Source organism: Flavobacterium quisquiliarum, from assembly GCF_019308285.1.
Taxonomy (GTDB): domain Bacteria; phylum Bacteroidota; class Bacteroidia; order Flavobacteriales; family Flavobacteriaceae; genus Flavobacterium; species Flavobacterium quisquiliarum.
Map to the genome: position 1 here is coordinate 299618 of NZ_WWEM01000033.1, position 17162 is coordinate 316779.

Annotated in this window: 14 protein-coding genes; 13 read left to right on the top strand and 1 reads right to left on the bottom strand. The window is 33.5% G+C overall.

What is annotated here, in order from left to right; translation table 11 throughout:
- Positions 1 to 116 precede the first annotated feature (116 nt).
- The 5 genes from GSY47_RS16685 (at position 117) to GSY47_RS16705 (ending at position 7666) form a co-directional block, all read left to right on the top strand.
- Positions 117 to 3017: a DEAD/DEAH box helicase gene (locus GSY47_RS16685; RefSeq protein ID WP_179001442.1), complete on the top strand. Its 2901-nt coding sequence runs from the start codon at positions 117 to 119 to the stop codon at positions 3015 to 3017.
- 75 nt (positions 3018 to 3092) lie between these two features.
- Positions 3093 to 4352, top strand: coding sequence for a type IX secretion system plug protein (locus tag GSY47_RS16690; RefSeq protein WP_179001444.1), 1260 nt, complete (start codon positions 3093 to 3095; stop codon positions 4350 to 4352).
- A 79-nt stretch (positions 4353 to 4431) separates the two neighbouring features.
- On the top strand, positions 4432 to 4818 hold the full coding sequence (gene apaG / locus GSY47_RS16695) for a Co2+/Mg2+ efflux protein ApaG (RefSeq protein WP_008467225.1): 387 nt from the start codon (positions 4432 to 4434) through the stop codon (positions 4816 to 4818).
- A 155-nt stretch (positions 4819 to 4973) separates the two neighbouring features.
- Complete coding sequence (gene pruA, locus GSY47_RS16700; protein ID WP_179001446.1) at positions 4974 to 6599, top strand: L-glutamate gamma-semialdehyde dehydrogenase; 1626 nt, start codon at positions 4974 to 4976, stop codon at positions 6597 to 6599.
- A gap of 335 nt (positions 6600 to 6934) precedes the next feature.
- A complete protein-coding gene (locus tag GSY47_RS16705) occupies positions 6935 to 7666 on the top strand; it encodes a hypothetical protein (protein ID WP_179001448.1) in 732 nt (243 codons plus the stop codon).
- Between the two features lie 67 nt (positions 7667 to 7733).
- Here the strand turns inward: GSY47_RS16705 and rsmG are convergent, their stop codons facing one another.
- Entirely contained in the window at positions 7734 to 8363 is a 630-nt protein-coding gene (gene rsmG, locus GSY47_RS16710) for a 16S rRNA (guanine(527)-N(7))-methyltransferase RsmG (protein WP_179001450.1), read from the bottom strand.
- 107 nt (positions 8364 to 8470) lie between these two features.
- Here rsmG and GSY47_RS16715 point away from each other — a divergent pair, with 107 nt between their 5' ends.
- The 8 genes from GSY47_RS16715 (at position 8471) to GSY47_RS16750 (ending at position 17160) form a co-directional block, all read left to right on the top strand.
- Positions 8471 to 9568: a fatty acid desaturase family protein gene (locus GSY47_RS16715; RefSeq protein ID WP_179001452.1), complete on the top strand. Its 1098-nt coding sequence runs from the start codon at positions 8471 to 8473 to the stop codon at positions 9566 to 9568.
- Between the two features lie 76 nt (positions 9569 to 9644).
- Positions 9645 to 10835 (top strand): pyridoxal phosphate-dependent aminotransferase, encoded by a 1191-nt coding sequence (locus tag GSY47_RS16720; protein ID WP_057123704.1) that lies wholly within the window; start codon positions 9645 to 9647, stop codon positions 10833 to 10835.
- 369 nt (positions 10836 to 11204) lie between these two features.
- A complete protein-coding gene (locus GSY47_RS16725) occupies positions 11205 to 11660 on the top strand; it encodes a ferritin-like domain-containing protein (RefSeq protein ID WP_179001454.1) in 456 nt (151 codons plus the stop codon).
- Positions 11661 to 11980: 320 nt separating this feature from the next.
- Entirely contained in the window at positions 11981 to 12580 is a 600-nt protein-coding gene (locus GSY47_RS16730) for a hypothetical protein (RefSeq protein ID WP_179001456.1), read from the top strand.
- A 172-nt stretch (positions 12581 to 12752) separates the two neighbouring features.
- The gene (locus GSY47_RS16735; RefSeq protein ID WP_179001458.1) at positions 12753 to 14621 is read left to right on the top strand and encodes a peptidase U32 family protein; all 1869 of its coding nucleotides are present in this window, start codon (positions 12753 to 12755) and stop codon (positions 14619 to 14621) included.
- Between the two features lie 407 nt (positions 14622 to 15028).
- Positions 15029 to 16261 carry a formate-dependent phosphoribosylglycinamide formyltransferase gene (gene purT, locus GSY47_RS16740; RefSeq protein WP_317197938.1) on the top strand — a complete coding sequence of 411 codons (1233 nt, stop codon included), beginning with the start codon at positions 15029 to 15031 and terminating at the stop codon, positions 16259 to 16261.
- Positions 16262 to 16264: 3 nt separating this feature from the next.
- Positions 16265 to 16585, top strand: a complete 321-nt coding sequence (locus GSY47_RS16745; RefSeq protein ID WP_179001462.1) for a DUF6370 family protein — start codon at positions 16265 to 16267, stop codon at positions 16583 to 16585.
- Entirely contained in the window at positions 16585 to 17160 is a 576-nt protein-coding gene (locus GSY47_RS16750) for a Crp/Fnr family transcriptional regulator (protein WP_179001464.1), read from the top strand. The genes GSY47_RS16745 and GSY47_RS16750 overlap by 1 nt, the downstream gene beginning before the upstream one ends.
- Positions 17161 to 17162: the final 2 nt, after the last annotated feature.

Here is a 17162-nt window from a genome sequence, read left to right on the forward strand (position 1 = left end):
TTTACCATATAAGTGATATAAGTTCATTTAAAAGAGTTTTCAAAATAGAAATAATTTGAAAACTCTTTCTTTTTTGCCCGATTCCCAAAATACAAGCCTAACCAAATCCCTAAATCTTGGAACCTACAAAATCATTTCAATTTTGCTTTGACATCAGTTTAGAAAAAAATCTAAATACTTATATTCCAACCGCCTACATTGTTGAGAATTCTGATGAAATTAAATATCTGGATAAAAAAGCAAGTCCTGGCGTAATACAAAGTTTCGGGATTGTTTACGATAATCTGGATTCTAATTCAAAAAAAATACTGACCGCCTGCGAATCTTTAAAACCTGAATTTATTTTCAAAAAATTCAGTGCCAAAATCAAATCGGCTAAGACTATTGCCGATTTGCAGAAAGATTCCAAAATTGATTTTGCAATTCGTCAGCATTTAAAATTTCATTTGGGTTCATTTTATGATTTAATTGTAAAAGAGCAATTTCCGTTGTCATTAAACCTTGGGCCTGAAAAAGATTTTTATCGTTCCAGAGTTGATGTGAGTCCGCTTTATTTTGAACCTCACATTCAATTTGACAAACACGACGAAGGAATTACCTATACCCTTTCTCTAAAAGAAAATGAAACTGCCTTTTTACCTATGGATAAAAAAGCCGAGATTCTTTTAGACGAGCCAGGCTGGTTAATTATCAATAAAAAACTGGGTCAGTTAACAGCGCTTAACGCTAAAAAATTGATGCCTTTTTTAAAGAAAAAATCAATTGAAATTCCATCAAAATTAGTTGATGATTATTTCAAAAGTTTTATTCCCGAAATCGCTAAAAAAATAGATATCGAATCGACAGGTTTTGAAGTCGAAAGTCGTGATCAAATTATTTCCTGTACGATTCAGCCGGTTCATGATTTCTTTAAAAACTGTTACTATCTTAATCTTTATTTTGATTATGATGGTTATACATTTGATGCTTCCAAAACAAAAAAAACACATTCGTTTGTTGATTTCAGCATTGCCAATCAGCCTAAAATAATTCAATTTAAAAGAAGTTCTGAAGAGGCTTTTTATACCGATAAATTGACAGAACTTGGCTTGACCATAATCAAAAATGAATTCTACGGACTAGACTCTGAGATAGAAACCCCAGATCCTTATATTAATATTCAATTCATTATTAATCATAAAGAAGAATTGGAGAATCTGGGCTTTACAATTGAAAAACTAAAAGCGGAAAGCAAAGAAATTATCACTGAAAATCATATTGTTTCAGCTTCAAAAGAAACAGCCGGAGATTGGTTTGATATTAAAATTATCATTACAATCGGAACGTACAAAATTAATTTCAGTGAAATTATTCCGAACATAAAAAGCAAAGAAAGACTTTTTCAATTGCCTGACGGAAACTATTTCCTGATTCCATTAGAATGGTTCAGCAAATACAGTTCGTTGGCAAAATTAGCCAAAACGGAAAACGGAAATCTTCTTTTACGCAAAAGCAATTTTACGGCGTTAGATGCTATTCCTGAAATTAAAGACGATATCACTACAAAAGCCGAATACAAAGCTTCTGATTTATTAAAAGCGACTTTAAGACCGTATCAAATTGAAGGTGTACAGTGGCTTTTAGGGCATTTCAACTCCAATTTAGGCGCTTGTTTAGCCGATGACATGGGACTTGGAAAAACCTTGCAGACTCTAGCTGTTTTGGTTGCCGTTCAAGAACAATTAGGCTTCACTACAAAAACAACAAATTTTGATCTGTTTTCGAACGAAACCACCATCGAAAGAGAACCGCTCAAAACACTGATTGTTTTACCTTCATCCTTAGTTTTTAACTGGTATAATGAATCTTTGAAATTCACTCCGCATTTTTCAAAAATGCAATATGTTGGCAATGACAGAAAACAATTAGCCAGCAGATTAGCCACAACAGATTTGATTTTTACGAGTTACAGCATTGTTCATCGTGATATTGCTATTTTAGAAAAATATGATTTCCGTTATTTGATTTTGGACGAAAGTCAATATATTAAAAATAAAGATTCTAAGATTTTTAAAGCAATCAACAAGATTAGCACAGCTCATAAAATTGCTTTGAGCGGTACGCCGATCGAAAATTCGCTTGATGATTTATGGTCGCAGATGCAGTTTATAAATCCTGATATTTTAGGAAATTATAAGTTTTTCATGTATAATTTCAAAACTCCAATTGAAAAAAGACAGGATGAAACTATTTTATCAGAATTAAAAACTCTTGTTCAGCCTTATATTTTGCGACGAACGAAAGAACAGGTTTTAAAAGATTTACCTGAATTATCAGAACAAATTTACTATTGTGAAATGGATCCTGAACAGGAGAAACTATACGAAAAAGAAAAATCGAAAGCCCGTAACTTTTTATTGAAAACAGATGGTTCAAGTCCAGATAAAATCAGTATCATTAATACGTTGATGAAATTAAGGCAATTGAGTAACCATCCGAAAATGGTTGATCAGGAATCAGAAATAGATTCCGGAAAATATATTGCGGTTACCAATTATCTCGAAACTTTAGTCCACGAAAAACAAAAGGTTATTATTTTCAGTTCGTTTGTAACCAATCTTGGATTTTACACCGACTGGTGCAAGCAAAACAAAATCCAATATTGTGAAATCACGGGAGAAACTCCGGCCAATAAAAGAGAACAACAGGTAAAAGTTTTTCAGGAAAAAGAAGAACCGTTGTTGTTTTTCATTTCGTTAAAAGCGGGAGGCGTTGGTTTAAATATTACTAAAGCTTCTTATGTTTTATTTTTAGATCCGTGGTGGAATCCTTTTGCAGAAAAACAAGGAGTTGGACGAGCACATAGAATTGGACAATTGAACAAAGTAAATGTTGTTCGATTTATTTCTAAAAATACGGTTGAGGAAAAAATCATTAAACTGCAGGAAAATAAAAAACTGTTATCTGATTCGCTTTTAGAGGAAAGCTATATTAACGATGAAATCGAAGCTAATTTAGAATACATTTTGAATTCGTAATACGTTAAACCAATAAATCTGGCTATTTTTCGTTGTATAAAATTGTTATATTTACAATCTTACAACATAAATAAGATGTCAAAATTTTTATATCAGAGCCTTTTATTTTTTTTCTTCTTTAGTTCAATAACTGCACAGCAAGTACAAAACGAGGTTGAACCACCTTATAATATTAAAACCGTTTCTTTTGTTCAAAACGGAAGTAATGTTGTTCCTATTTTTGAATTAGGTTCTTCGTTTGCTTTTCAGTTTGATGATTTATTTGGTAATGAAGCTAATTATTATTTTGAAATTCTGCATTGTGACTATAACTGGATACCAACCGCTATTCCGAAAACGGATTATATTGGCGGTTTAGACAATCAGAGAATTAATGATTATTCTAATTCATTTAATACACTTCAGATTTATTCGCATTACAGACTATCTTTTCCGAATCAGTTCACAACACAAATAAAGTTTTCGGGAAATTATATGTTGAGAATTCTAAATGAAGACCGAGAATTAGTGCTTTCGAGAAAGTTTATTTTATACGAAAATCATTCAACCGTTACAGCACAGGTAAAAAGAAGCCGAAACCTTAGCAATATCGACTATAAACAAAACTTAGATTTTGCTATTTTATCTAATGATATTGTATTTCAGACGCCTCTACAAAATGTAAAAGTTCTTTTATTACAGAATGGAAATTTCAATACAGCTATAAAAAATATTATTCCTCAATATACTATTGGTAATCAACTGGTTTATAAATACGATAAAGAAACTCAGTTTTGGGGTGGAAATGAATTTTTGTATTTTGAAAATAAAGATATTCGCGCTGCCAATAATAATGTTGCGAAAGTAGGTTCCAACGGCGATATTTATAACGCTCATTTATATACTAATGCCGCAAGAGGAAATCAGATCTACACGAATTATGAAGATGTAAACGGAAACTTTGTGGTTAAGAACATCAATGCATCTAACAATGATATTGAAGCTGATTATGCTTGGGTTTACTTCACATTATCTGCTCCAGCATTTCGATTAAACAAAGACATTTATATTACCGGAATGTTTAATAATTACAGCCTTTCGCCAGAATATAAAATGGATTACAATACTGATAAAGCAGTTTTCGAAAAAGCCATTATGATCAAGCAGGGGTTCACCAATTTCCAGTACACTGTTGCTGATAAAAAAGGTGCTATTGATTATGAAAATGCTATTGATGGAAACTTCTATCAAACTGAAAACGAATACACAATTTTGGTCTATTATAAAGAGGCAACAGACCGTTATCAGCGCGTTATTGGTAAAGGAAATGCAAACTCTATCAATATAGTCAATTAAAACAATGTTAAGGTTCTAGATTAAACGATTTTTTTTCTTAACTTTGCCACTATAACAACCACATATATACTGCGTTAGTATGGTTTCTCAAATTACACGAGGCATAAAAATATCCGTTTTGACTAGTTTTGAAGGTACTTACTTCAAGAACTACAAGATACATTTTGCTTTTAGTTATGTAGTTACAATTGAAAACCACAGTAAAGATTCTGTGCAGTTAACTTCACGCCATTGGGAAATTTTTGATTCTCTAAACGATCTAGAAGTAGTAGATGGTGAAGGCGTAATTGGTAAAAAACCAGTTTTAAAACCAGGTGAAAATCACACTTATAGTTCTGGTTGTTTATTATCATCTCCTTATGGTGCGATGAAAGGTCATTTCAATATGATCAATTTTACTACAACAAAAACATTCAAAGTAATTGTTCCTACTTTTAGAATGTGCGCTCCTTTTGCTTTAAATTAAAGACATCTCTTTAGTACGATTCTTTTTATCGTTATCTTAATCATAAAATTATCAATTTATTAATTTATCCTTTGTACTTTTGTGCAGCGTTAGATTATTCGTAACAAATCAAATTATCTAACTATAAATTATCTAATAATCTAATTTTAAATAACATGCTTAAAGGATTTTTTCATGTACCAAAAGCGGTAAACGAGCCCGTAAAAAGCTACGCGCCGAACTCTCCAGAAAAAGCAGCTGTTCAAGCAGCTTACACTACAATGTGGAATTCTCAAATTGACGTTCCTTTATATATTGGAAGCGAAGAAATCAAAACTGGAAATACAAGAAACATTACTGCTCCACACGATCACAAACATATCGTTGGAAAATACCACTTAGCTGAAAAACAACATATCGAAAAAGCGATTGCTAATGCACTTGAATCAAGAAAAGCATGGGCAAATATGGCATGGGAACAGCGTGCCGCTATTTTCTTAAAAGCTGCTGAACTTATAGCTGGCCCATACAGAGCTCGTATCAACGCTGCTACAATGATTGGTCAATCTAAAAATATCCACCAAGCAGAAATCGATGCTTCTTGCGAATTAATCGACTTTTTACGCTATAATGTTGAGTTTATGACTCAAATCTACAACGATCAGCCAAAATCAGATTCTTCTGTTTGGAATCGTGTAGAATACAGACCTCTTGAAGGTTTTGTTTACGCTATCACTCCATTTAACTTTACTGCTATTGCTGCAAACTTACCTGCAAGTGCTGCAATGATGGGGAACGTTGTAGTTTGGAAACCAAGTGACAGCCAAGTATTTTCTACGAAAATCATTTTAGAAGTTTTCAAAGAAGCTGGAGTTCCAGACGGTGTTATCAATGTAGTTTTTGGAGATGCTTTAATGATTACTGATACTGTTTTGGCTAGCCGTGATTTTGCTGGAGTTCACTTTACAGGTTCAACTCACGTATTTAAAGATATTTGGGCCAAAATTGGTGCAAACATTCATAACTATAAAACTTACCCAAGAATCGTTGGGGAAACTGGAGGTAAAGATTTTATCATTGCTCACCCAAGCGCAAACGTAAAACAAATAGTTACAGGAATTACTCGTGGTGCTTTTGAATTCCAAGGTCAAAAATGTTCTGCTGCTTCTAGAGCTTATATCCCGCAAAGTTTATGGCCAGCTGTAAAAGAGCAATTGATTACTGATGTAAAATCTATGAAAATGGGTTCTCCAGAAGATTTTGGAAACTTCATTACAGCAGTTATCCACGAAGGTTCTTTTGATAAATTAGCTAGTTACATTGACCAAGCTAAAAAAGATGCTGATGCTGAAATTATTGTTGGAGGAAATTATGATAAATCTGTTGGATACTTTGTTGAGCCAACGGTTATTGTAACTACAAATCCAAAATATACTACAATGGAAACTGAGTTGTTTGGACCAGTTATCACAATTTATGTTTATGAAGATGCTAAATGGGAAGAAACTTTAGAATTAGTTGATACTACTTCTGAATATGCTTTAACTGGAGCAGTTTTCAGCCAAGATCGTTATGCTATTGAAGTAGCAACTACGAAATTACAAAACGCTGCTGGTAACTTCTATATCAACGACAAACCAACTGGAGCCGTTGTAGGAATGCAACCGTTTGGTGGAGCAAGAGCTTCTGGAACTAACGACAAAGCAGGTTCTGCATTGAACTTATTGCGTTGGGCTTCTCCAAGAACGATCAAAGAAACTTTTGTAACTCCAGAAGATTACAGATATCCATTTTTAGGATAATTTCTATTTCAAATTTTAGATTTCAAATTTTGAAATCTGTCAATATAAAAAGCCGAATCTTCAAAAGATTCGGCTTTTATTTTTTTTCCTTTTCACATTCATTTTACACCGTTTTTTTTTAGTAACAAGACATAAAAAAACAAATTATCTACATTAAAACAACTTAAATATAGTTTTGTAGTAATTTTCTTATTTAATTGATTACCAACCATATAGCTTCTTAGAAAAACTTATTTTGATACTTTTAAAACCTCTTGTTCCTTTTCAAAAAAAAACATCATAATACATTTGTTCTACCAAAATCAATTAGTATTATTTAAACATTGTTTAAACTTATGAAAAATTTAAACAATGTTCCTAAAGTCATTTTAGAATCAAAAAGTATTGGACACGCTATTGATTTTAAATGGAATAAAAAGAAAATAAATGAATTATTAGATCCTTTTGAAGAAAACGAAGATCTCGAGAATTTATTAACTCAAATAAATCATAAAGCTTCGGTTGGACTTGCTGCCGCCTTATTAGAATGGATTTATTGGCGCTTTACTGGATATACAAAAGACACAAACGATACCCAAAAACGCATTGAGGCACTTTGGTGTTCTGTTGATAATCCTGAACAAACAAATCCATTGTTATTTGATATCGATTTTGAAATTCCAGCTTCAGGTTGTGTTAATGGAGCACTTTGGATCGCCCATATGAATGTTAGAATGATAGATACTCTATATAAAAAGGGTTCTTATCATCTTCAGAACGAACTTATTGGGCTAGTACTATTAGTGCGTCATGTCACTCCTAAAAAGAAAGTATTTGATCATTGGTTTAATCGTATTATGATAGAGCTTATTTGTTTATATCCTTGTGAATATCAAAATTTAGATTTAAACGAAATAGATGAAGAAATATACGATTCTTCCAACGAGCCTGTAATATGCCGTGATTTTTTCTTTGATTCAGAATTTAAGGCGACTACTGAAGCATCTAAAAACGCAATACATAGCTTTATTGATAATCTAAATTATCAGGCAAACCAATTTTTGAATCTTTCAAGAGTACATTCTTAATTTTTTAATAGTTTTTATTTATTCAAAAAAATAACCCGGAGAGTAAAATCTGCCGGGTTGTTTCTTTTTAAGGTTTAAATTTTAGTGGTAGATGCACCACCTTTTTAGTTTCAAAAAACTCATCTTCAAACACATCTGCTAAATCATATAAAGTGGCATTTGGAAAATCTTTTAGTTCTTCTGTCAAATCACCACCTTTCAAATAAAGAATTCCATTTTTTAATTTATGTTTATGCTGTTTCTTTATTTTATCATGTATCCAAGAAACAAAATCAGGCATATTGGTAACGGCACGGCTTACGATAAAATCGAAATCGCCTTTGACTAATTCGGCGCGTTTTTGCTCTGCTTTTACATTCTTTAACTCTAATGCATCAGCAACACCTTGAACTACTTTTATTTTTTTAGCAATTACATCAATTAAATAAAAACGAGTTTCCGGAAAAAGAATCGCTAACGGAATTCCTGGAAAACCGCCTCCTGTTCCAACATCCAAAACTGTTGTTCCAGGTTCAAATTTCATAATTTTAGCAATCCCTAAGGAATGTAAAATGTGTTTTGTATATAATGAGTCGATGTCTTTACGAGAAATAACATTGATTTTCTCGTTCCAATCGTGGTATAAAAAGTCTAATTTTTGAAATTGTTCGATTTGAAGATCGGTCAAATTTGGAAAATATTTCAATATCTCATCCATTGCTGTAAATTTTTAACAAAAGTACTACTTTACGATTGAAATATTTAACTCAATTTTGCAAATTGAGAATTTATAATAATTACCTTTGAAAACTATTTAAATTAATTATGAATAACACGGCTCCGACATTTGCTAGGCAAGACAATCTGAAGTTCTTTAGAACACTTAATTCTCGGGTAAACAATTACTTCAAGGAAAATAATATTCAGAAAACCGGAAATTGGAAATTACACCTAAAAGCTGTTATTCTATTTGCTGTTTTCTTAACTCCCTATTTTTTAATCCTTACACTTGGCATGCCTTTTTGGTTAATGTTGTTGCTATCAATTGTAATGGGCGTTGGAATGGCTGGTGTCGGAATGAATGTAATGCATGATGGAAATCATGGTTCTTACTCTAATAAAAGCTGGATTAATAAATTCATGGGTGGAACCATTTATGTTTTGGCTGGAAACGTATACAACTGGCAGGTACAGCACAATGTATTGCATCATACTTATACTAATATCCCTGGACATGACGAAGATTTAGATGCTGGAAGAATTATCCGTTTTACAGAGCATGCGGAATGGCATCGTTTTCATCGTTTTCAGCATTACTATTCTGTTTTCTTATACGGTTTATTGACTTTTAATTGGGCATTAACAACCGATTTTAAGCAGATGAGAAACTATTTGAAAAGAAAATTGTCTTACGGAGAACCAAAGAATCCTAAAATCTTGTGGACTACTTTAATCATTACTAAACTTATCTATGTTTCAATTTGGATTGTTCTACCAATGGTAATCGGAATTACATGGTGGAAAGTACTTATTGGATTTTTCGCAATGCACTACACAGCAGGATTAATCTTAAGTATTGTATTCCAGTTGGCACACGTAGTAGATCATACTACAAATCCAACTCCAAATGATTTAGGTGAAATGGATAATACTTGGGCTATCCACCAATTGTATACCACAACTAATTTTGCACCAAAAAATGCAATCGTAAACTGGTACACTGGCGGATTAAACCATCAAATCGAACATCATATTTTTCCAAATATCAGTCATATTCATTACGGTAAAATTGCCAAAATTGTAAAAGAAACAGCAAAAGAATGCAACTTACCTTATTACGAATACAAAACAATGCGAAGTGCTGTTATTGCTCACTTCAAGCATCTACGTGATTTGGGAATGAAACCTGAATTATCAGTTTAAAAACTAAAAAAAATCTATTAATAATTAACCTTCCTTAAACAACACAGCAAATTTAAGGACATTCAAAATTTTTATAATGAATCATATTCTTTCGGACAGAATCAACAATCTTGCGACTTCGCAGACATTAGCAATGGCCGCTTTGGCAAGAGAATTAAAAGCACAAGGAAAAGACATTATCAGTTTAAGTTTAGGTGAGCCAGATTTCAACACACCTGACTTTATTAAAGAAGCTGCTAAAAAAGCAATCGATGATAATTACAGCACTTATTCTCCAGTTGATGGATACCAAGATTTAAAAGAAGCAATTTGCAGAAAATTCAAAAGAGATAATGATTTAGATTACAAACCATCTCAAATCGTAGTTTCTACAGGAGCAAAACAATCATTATACAACATTGCTCAGGTAATGTTAAACGACGGTGACGAGGTAATTTTACCAGCACCTTACTGGGTTTCTTATTTCGAAATCGTAAAACTTTCTGGCGGAGTTCCAGTTGAAGTCCCAACTTCTGTTGAAACAGATTTCAAAATCACTCCAGAACAATTAGAAGCTGCCATCACACCAAAAACAAAAATGATGTGGTTTTCTTCTCCATGTAATCCTTCAGGATCTGTTTACAGCAGAGAAGAATTAACAGCACTGGCAAAAGTGTTAGAAAAACACCCAAATATTTACGTAGTTGCTGACGAAATTTATGAGCACATCAATTTCTCAGGAACTTTCTGCAGCATTGGTTCTATTCCAGGAATGTTAGAAAAAACAATCACTGTAAACGGAGTTGCAAAAGCATTTGCCATGACAGGATACAGAATTGGTTACATTGGAGCTCCTGAATTTATTGCAAAAGCATGTACAAAAATCCAAGGGCAAGTAACATCTGGAGCAAATTCAGTTGCTCAAAGAGCTACCATTACCGCTGTAGATGCTGACCCTAGTGTATTAAACGAAATGGTTCAGGCTTTCCACGGACGTAGAGATTTAGTAGTTGGATTATTAAAAGAAATCCCAGGTGTAAAAATCAACGTTCCAGAAGGTGCTTTCTACGTATTCCCAGACGTTTCTTCTTTCTTTGGAAAAACATTAAAAGGACACGAAATTAAAGATGCAAACGACGTTTCAATGTATCTTTTAGCTGAGGCAAATGTAGCAACAGTAACTGGAGATGCTTTCGGAAATCCAAACTGTATTCGTTTCTCTTACGCAACAAGCAACGATATTTTAAAAGAAGCATTACGCAGAATCAAAGAAGCTTTGACTGCATAACAATATTCTAAGTTTTATTAAAACGGCTTAAGGTTCAAAAGTTTCATCACTTTTATACTTTAAGCTGTTTTTTTATGGGCTTATTTTGGGCGTGTCCCTCCGGGTCGGGCTATCCGTTACAAGTCCTCGCCTGTTCGTTCCTCACGGCTGTGGGCTTTTCACTCCTATCCCTCACGCAAACCGTAAAACGAGAAAATTCATTTCCAAAAGAAAAAATCAGCTAAATCTCCAAAATCTGCGGGAAACATAAAATATAAGTTTCAAAATTCCCATTCTACAATATTGTAAAAGCTCAATCGTAATCCTGTAAGACATAACGTTTTAGAAATCGACAACTTTGTAATGTATTAATTTAAAAACTATTACGTCATGATACATACAGATGAAACCACAAAAGAAGCAGTTAAAACTCTGGAAGGATTAATTTCAATTCTTGAAGATGGAAAATTAGGATATACAAACGCGGCCGAACATGTAAACAACGCGGCAATGAAAACTGATTTTCTGGAATACGCACGCGAAAGAGCCTTATTTATTGTAGAATTACAAGACGAAATCAATAAACTCGGAAAATCAACAGACACTTCTGGCGGAGGTCCGTTAGGAGCTTTACACAGAACTTGGATTGACATCAAATCGTCCTTTACTGATGGAGATCCTGAAGCTATCATCAACGCCTGTATTACTGGAGAAGAAGCCGCGATTGAAAAATACAAAAAAGCACTCGATGATAATGAATTGGAACATAGTCAAATTTATGTTGTTTCCAAACAATTAAATAGTATTCAAAATACTTTATCCCAAATTAAAATGAAAGGAATTTAATATCATTGTTTTTTTTGTTTTTTTTCATTTTAGAAAACTACTTAGTTGAAAAACTGGGTAGTTTTTTTTGTTTTGTAAAAATTAAAAAATAAATCTTACTTTCGTCACAACCAACATCTAGCCAAAACTCTTACGTGACTATAACCTTACGCAGTTTATCTACTTCTTTTCTTTTATGACAAATGCTCAACCAAGAGTAGTACAATTTAATAGATTATGGTTCAAGCACCTCGCATCATGAAGAAGAAAACCCAGCCTGAATACTTTTTTCCTTGTAGATTAATTACTAAAGTTTAGCTTTTTGTAAAATTCATAAAAAAATGACTCAACAAAAATTTCCAATTGCTATTTATCAAAAACCAACTATAATTGAAGGCTTCTTTGCTATTGTTTTAACATTAATCATTTTCGTTCCTTTCATTTACGGAATAAATACTAAACAGCCAATTTTCTGTTTCAGTATGGTTTTAGGACTTATTGGTTTTAAAATCTTTAATACTATTACAAAAGGCAAATACTTACCTTTAGGAATTATACAAAAAGATATGCAAATTAGCTTTTCTGAAAATGGTATTGAATTTTGTAATAATCAAGAAACTACAATACATAAATGGAGTAATCTCGAAAAAATTCAAATAAACATTTACGCTTATAAGGGAAGATTGTTTTCAGGAAGTAATAGATCTTCTTATAATGGTTTTGAAAATTCAATCCATTTTATCGAAAACGGAGAAAAAATTAAATACCGATTTTATATTGAAAACGTCAATCAATTCAAAGCATTAAAAGAACAGTTTCATAAAACGATTTTACCATTATTAAATCAATATCAAAACTTAAAAGAGGAAAGCTATTTAGATGCTCAATTGAATTTTGCAAGAAATTACAATAATTTAAACAATGATACACATTATCTTTAAAAACACTTTTTAGAATTACTGAAGCAAAAAATTAATCTATTAATTTTTAGTATCATTCCATATTGCGTTAACAAATTCAAAAAAATCGCTTCATCACTAGCAAACTCGGAATATTTATTAGACCTTTGCACACTTTTTTTCGGGAATACCACAAAAGTCTAAAGTTTTAGTAATGAAGAAGAAAATCGAAATATTAGCTCCTGCTAGAGATTTAATTGGAGGAATCGCAGCCATAAATAGTGGTGCCGATGCCGTATATATTGGTGCACCGCAATTTGGCGCACGTTCTAATGCTAACAACTCAATCGAAGATGTTGCTGAACTAGTAAAATATGCGCATTTATTTAACGCACAGGTTTTTGTGGTAATGAATACCATTTTATACGACAACGAATTAGAAACGTGTCGTGCCATGATCTGGGAACTGTATGATATTGGTGTTGATGCCTTGATTATTCAAGATATGGCAATTATGGAAATGGACTTGCCTCCTATCGTACTTCATGCCAGTACACAAGCCAATAATCGTGATGCTGATAAAATCAAATTCCTGAAAGACGCTGGTATCAAACGTGTGGTTTTAGCACGTGAATTAAACCTGCATCAAATTAAAACAATCTACGACCACGCAGATGTTGAATTAGAGTTTTTCGTAACGGGAGCTTTATGTGTATCCTTCAGTGGAAACTGTTATATGAGTGTGGCAAACGGAGAACGAAGCGCAAATCGTGGTTCATGCGCACAAAACTGCCGTTTACCTTATAACTTAATTGACGGTAACGGAGATACTTTAATTAGAAACAGTCACTTACTTTCGATTAAAGATTTAGATATTTCAGATCAAATTCCTAATTTGATTGAAGCTGGAATTGTTTCTTTCAAAATCGAAGGCCGTTTAAAAGACGTCGCTTATGTTAAAAACAACGTTTCTTATTTACGTCAAAAATTAGACAGCTATCTAGAAGGAAGCGACAAATACATTAAAGCTTCTTCTGGAAAATGCACTTATACTTTTGATTCTGCATTAAACAGGACTTTCAATCGTGGTTATACCGATTATTTCGTAAACGACAGACACAGTTCAATTGGTTCTTGGGAAAGCCCAAAATCAAAAGGACAATATATCGGTAAATTAATCCGAACAGTTGGCGGTGCTTACGAAATTGAAAACGGCGAATTATTAAACAACGGTGACGGACTTTGCTTCATCAACGAAAATAACGAAGCCGACGGAATCTACGTAAACAAAGCCGAAAACGGGAAGGTATATCCAAACGTTTTAAAAGAAGTAAAAGATGGAACTTTCATATACAGAAATAACGACGCTGCTTTCATCAAAATTGTCGAAAGAGAAGATAGTGCCGTTCGTAAATTGAGCACGACTTTATTGCTTACAGAAACAGAAAATGGTTTCCAATTAATCGCAACTGACGAAGACGGGAATGTAAGTACCGTAGATTTAGAACATCCAAAAGAGCAGACAAAAACTGGCGAGTCTATCGAAGAAAACATTAAAACACAATTAGCAAAAACAGGTTTTACACCTTATACTGCTGACGAAATCAACATTATGTTTTCTCAAAACTGGTTCCTTCCAATTTCAAAAATCAATGAAATGAGAAGAACGGTTTACGAGCAATTATCAGAAATTCGTTTGGCAAATTACAAACGCGAAGAACACCAATTGGTAAAAACGTCACATCCATATCCTGAAACCAAATTGGATTTCATGTACAACGTTTCGAACAAAACCGCTCGTAAATTCTACGAACGCCACGGTGTAACTGAAATCGAAAAAGCATTCGAATTACAATGGGATCCAGGAAAATCTCGTGTAATGACAACCAAATATTGTATCAAATACGAATTAAAAAAATGCCCGATTCACCAAAAAGACATAGTTGGTGTTAAGGTAAAAGAACCATTAGTATTGAAACAAGGTGAACTTGAATACAAATTAAAATTCAACTGCAAACCCTGCGAAATGGAAATCTGGGAAAAAGATGCCGAATTTGAGATTGAAGAAGATCATTTTCATTAATATTATTTAACCGCAAAGAACGCAAGGACATACGCAAGGTTCGCAAAGATTTTAAAATTAATCTTTGCGAACCTTTTCTTTTACTTAAAAACGAAACCTTGCGTTCTTTGCGTAATTCTTTGCTCCCGATAGCTATCGGGATTGTGGTTAAATAATCTGTTATTTCCACAATCTTGTCATTTCGACGAAGGAGAAATCTTCGCAAGTAACTCCGTTCCAATAAGCCAATCTTTGTAGAGCTACTCTTAGAGATTTCTCCTTCGTCGAAATGACAAACTGTATGGTGACTTTGTCTTAAAACTAAAATCAATTACAAAATTAAATCTGCTGAATCTGCAAAATCTGCGCGAGAAATTCGTTGAGCACTTCTTTAACTTTAAAACAAAAACTTAGCGTTCTTTCCGTAAATCTTTGCGAACTTTGCGGTTAAAAAAAGCTTTTTCCCTACTTTTACTACTCAAACATTACAACACTACAAAATGAAAATACTACTCCTAGGTTCAGGCGAATTAGGCAAAGAATTTGTCATTGCCGCACAACGAATCGGACAAACTATAATTGCAGTTGACAGTTACGAAAATGCACCAGCAATGCAAGTCGCACACGGCTTCGAAGTCATCAATATGCTCGATGGCGATGCACTTGACCGAATCGTAGCCAAACACCAACCCGATTTTATAGTTCCCGAAATAGAAGCCATTCGTACTGAACGTTTTTACGATTACGAAAAACAAGGAATCACGGTTGTACCTTCAGCGAAAGCGGCAAACTTTACCATGAATCGCAAAGCCATTCGTGATTTAGCCTCGAAAGAACTTGGGCTAAGAACTGCTAAATATCAATACGCAACTTCAGCAGAAGAACTACAAAAAGCCGTTCAGGAAGTTGGAATTCCTTGTGTAGTAAAACCATTAATGTCTTCATCTGGAAAAGGACAATCAACCATCAAAACAGAAAGCGATATTGAAAAAGCATGGCAATATGCCGTTGCAGGTTCCCGTGGTGATGTTATCGAAGTTATTGTAGAAGCTTTTGTTGATTTTGATTCGGAAATTACGCTTTTAACGATCACTCAAAATAATAACCCGACATTATTCTGCGCTCCAATTGGACACAGACAAGAAAGAGGCGATTATCAGGAAAGCTGGCAACCGGCTTTGGTTTCAGAAAAAGATTTATACGAAGCGCAGGATATGGCCGAAAAAATTACTGAAGCCCTTGGCGGTGCCGGACTTTTTGGCGTTGAATTTTTCCTAACCAAAGAAGGCGTTTATTTCTCAGAACTTTCTCCACGTCCTCATGATACTGGAATGGTAACGTTGGCCGGAACACAGAATTTTAACGAATTCGAATTGCATTTAAGAGCTATTTTAAGTCTTCCAATTTTCGAAATTACTTTAGAAAAAGTTGGAGCAAGCGCCGTAATTTTAGCATCAGAAGATTCGACAAACCCAACTTTCAGCGGAATCGAAAAAGTAGGTGCTTTACCAAAAACTGATTTCAGGATTTTCGGAAAACCAACTTCAAGACCTTACCGCAGAATGGGAGTTGTTTTAAGCCATGATTCGCTTTCAACTCCAATAAACGAAGTAACCGAACGCGCTAAAGAAACAGCAAAATTAATAACTGTAAATTCTTAGAAAATGAAAAAACTTATATTTATGATTTTCCTTTTTATTGGAATTTCAGTACAAGCACAAGACAAAAAGAAATTTGACAAACCCACAATTGTTGAAGCTTCTTGTGGAGAATGCCAATTCGGAATGAAAGGCAAAAGCTGTGATTTAGCAGTTCGCATTGGCGGAAAATCGTATTTTGTTGACGGCACAAAAATCGATCAGCATGGCGATGCTCACGCAGAAAACGGCTTCTGCAATGCTATCAGAAAAGCTTCTGTTACTGGAGAAATCAAAGGAAACCAATTTATCGCCACTTCATTCACTTTAATAGACGATAAAAAATAATGGCATTAATATTAGAAAACATTGCTAAACACGTTTCTCTGACACCAGAAGAACAAGAACTGTTTTTATCTAAATTAGAAACCAATACATACAAAGCCAAAACACTTTTATTAAATGCTGGCGAAGTCTGCAAACATTCTTATTTTGTAAATTCAGGAATTTTAAGAAGTTTCAATATCAACGATAATATTGTAGAACACGTTCTATCATTTGCCTGTGAAGGCTGGTGGATGAGTGACATGTACAGTTATTTTTCGCAGAAACCAGGACAGCTTTTCATAGAAGTTTTAGAAGAAGCTGAAGTTGTTTCTTTATCTAAAGAAAATCAAGAACAATTGTATCTTGAAATCCCAAAACTGGAACGTTTTTTTAGAATTTTAATTGAGAATTCTTTAGTTGCGAATCAACAGCGATTAATGGATAACTTGAGTTTGCCTGCGGAAGAACGTTTCGAAAAATTCACTAAAAAATACGGAACATTAGTTCATAAAGTTCCTCAAAAACAAATCGCTTCTTTCATTGGCGTAACACCAGAATTCTTTAGCAAAATGAAAGCGAGACTTTTGAAAAAATAAGA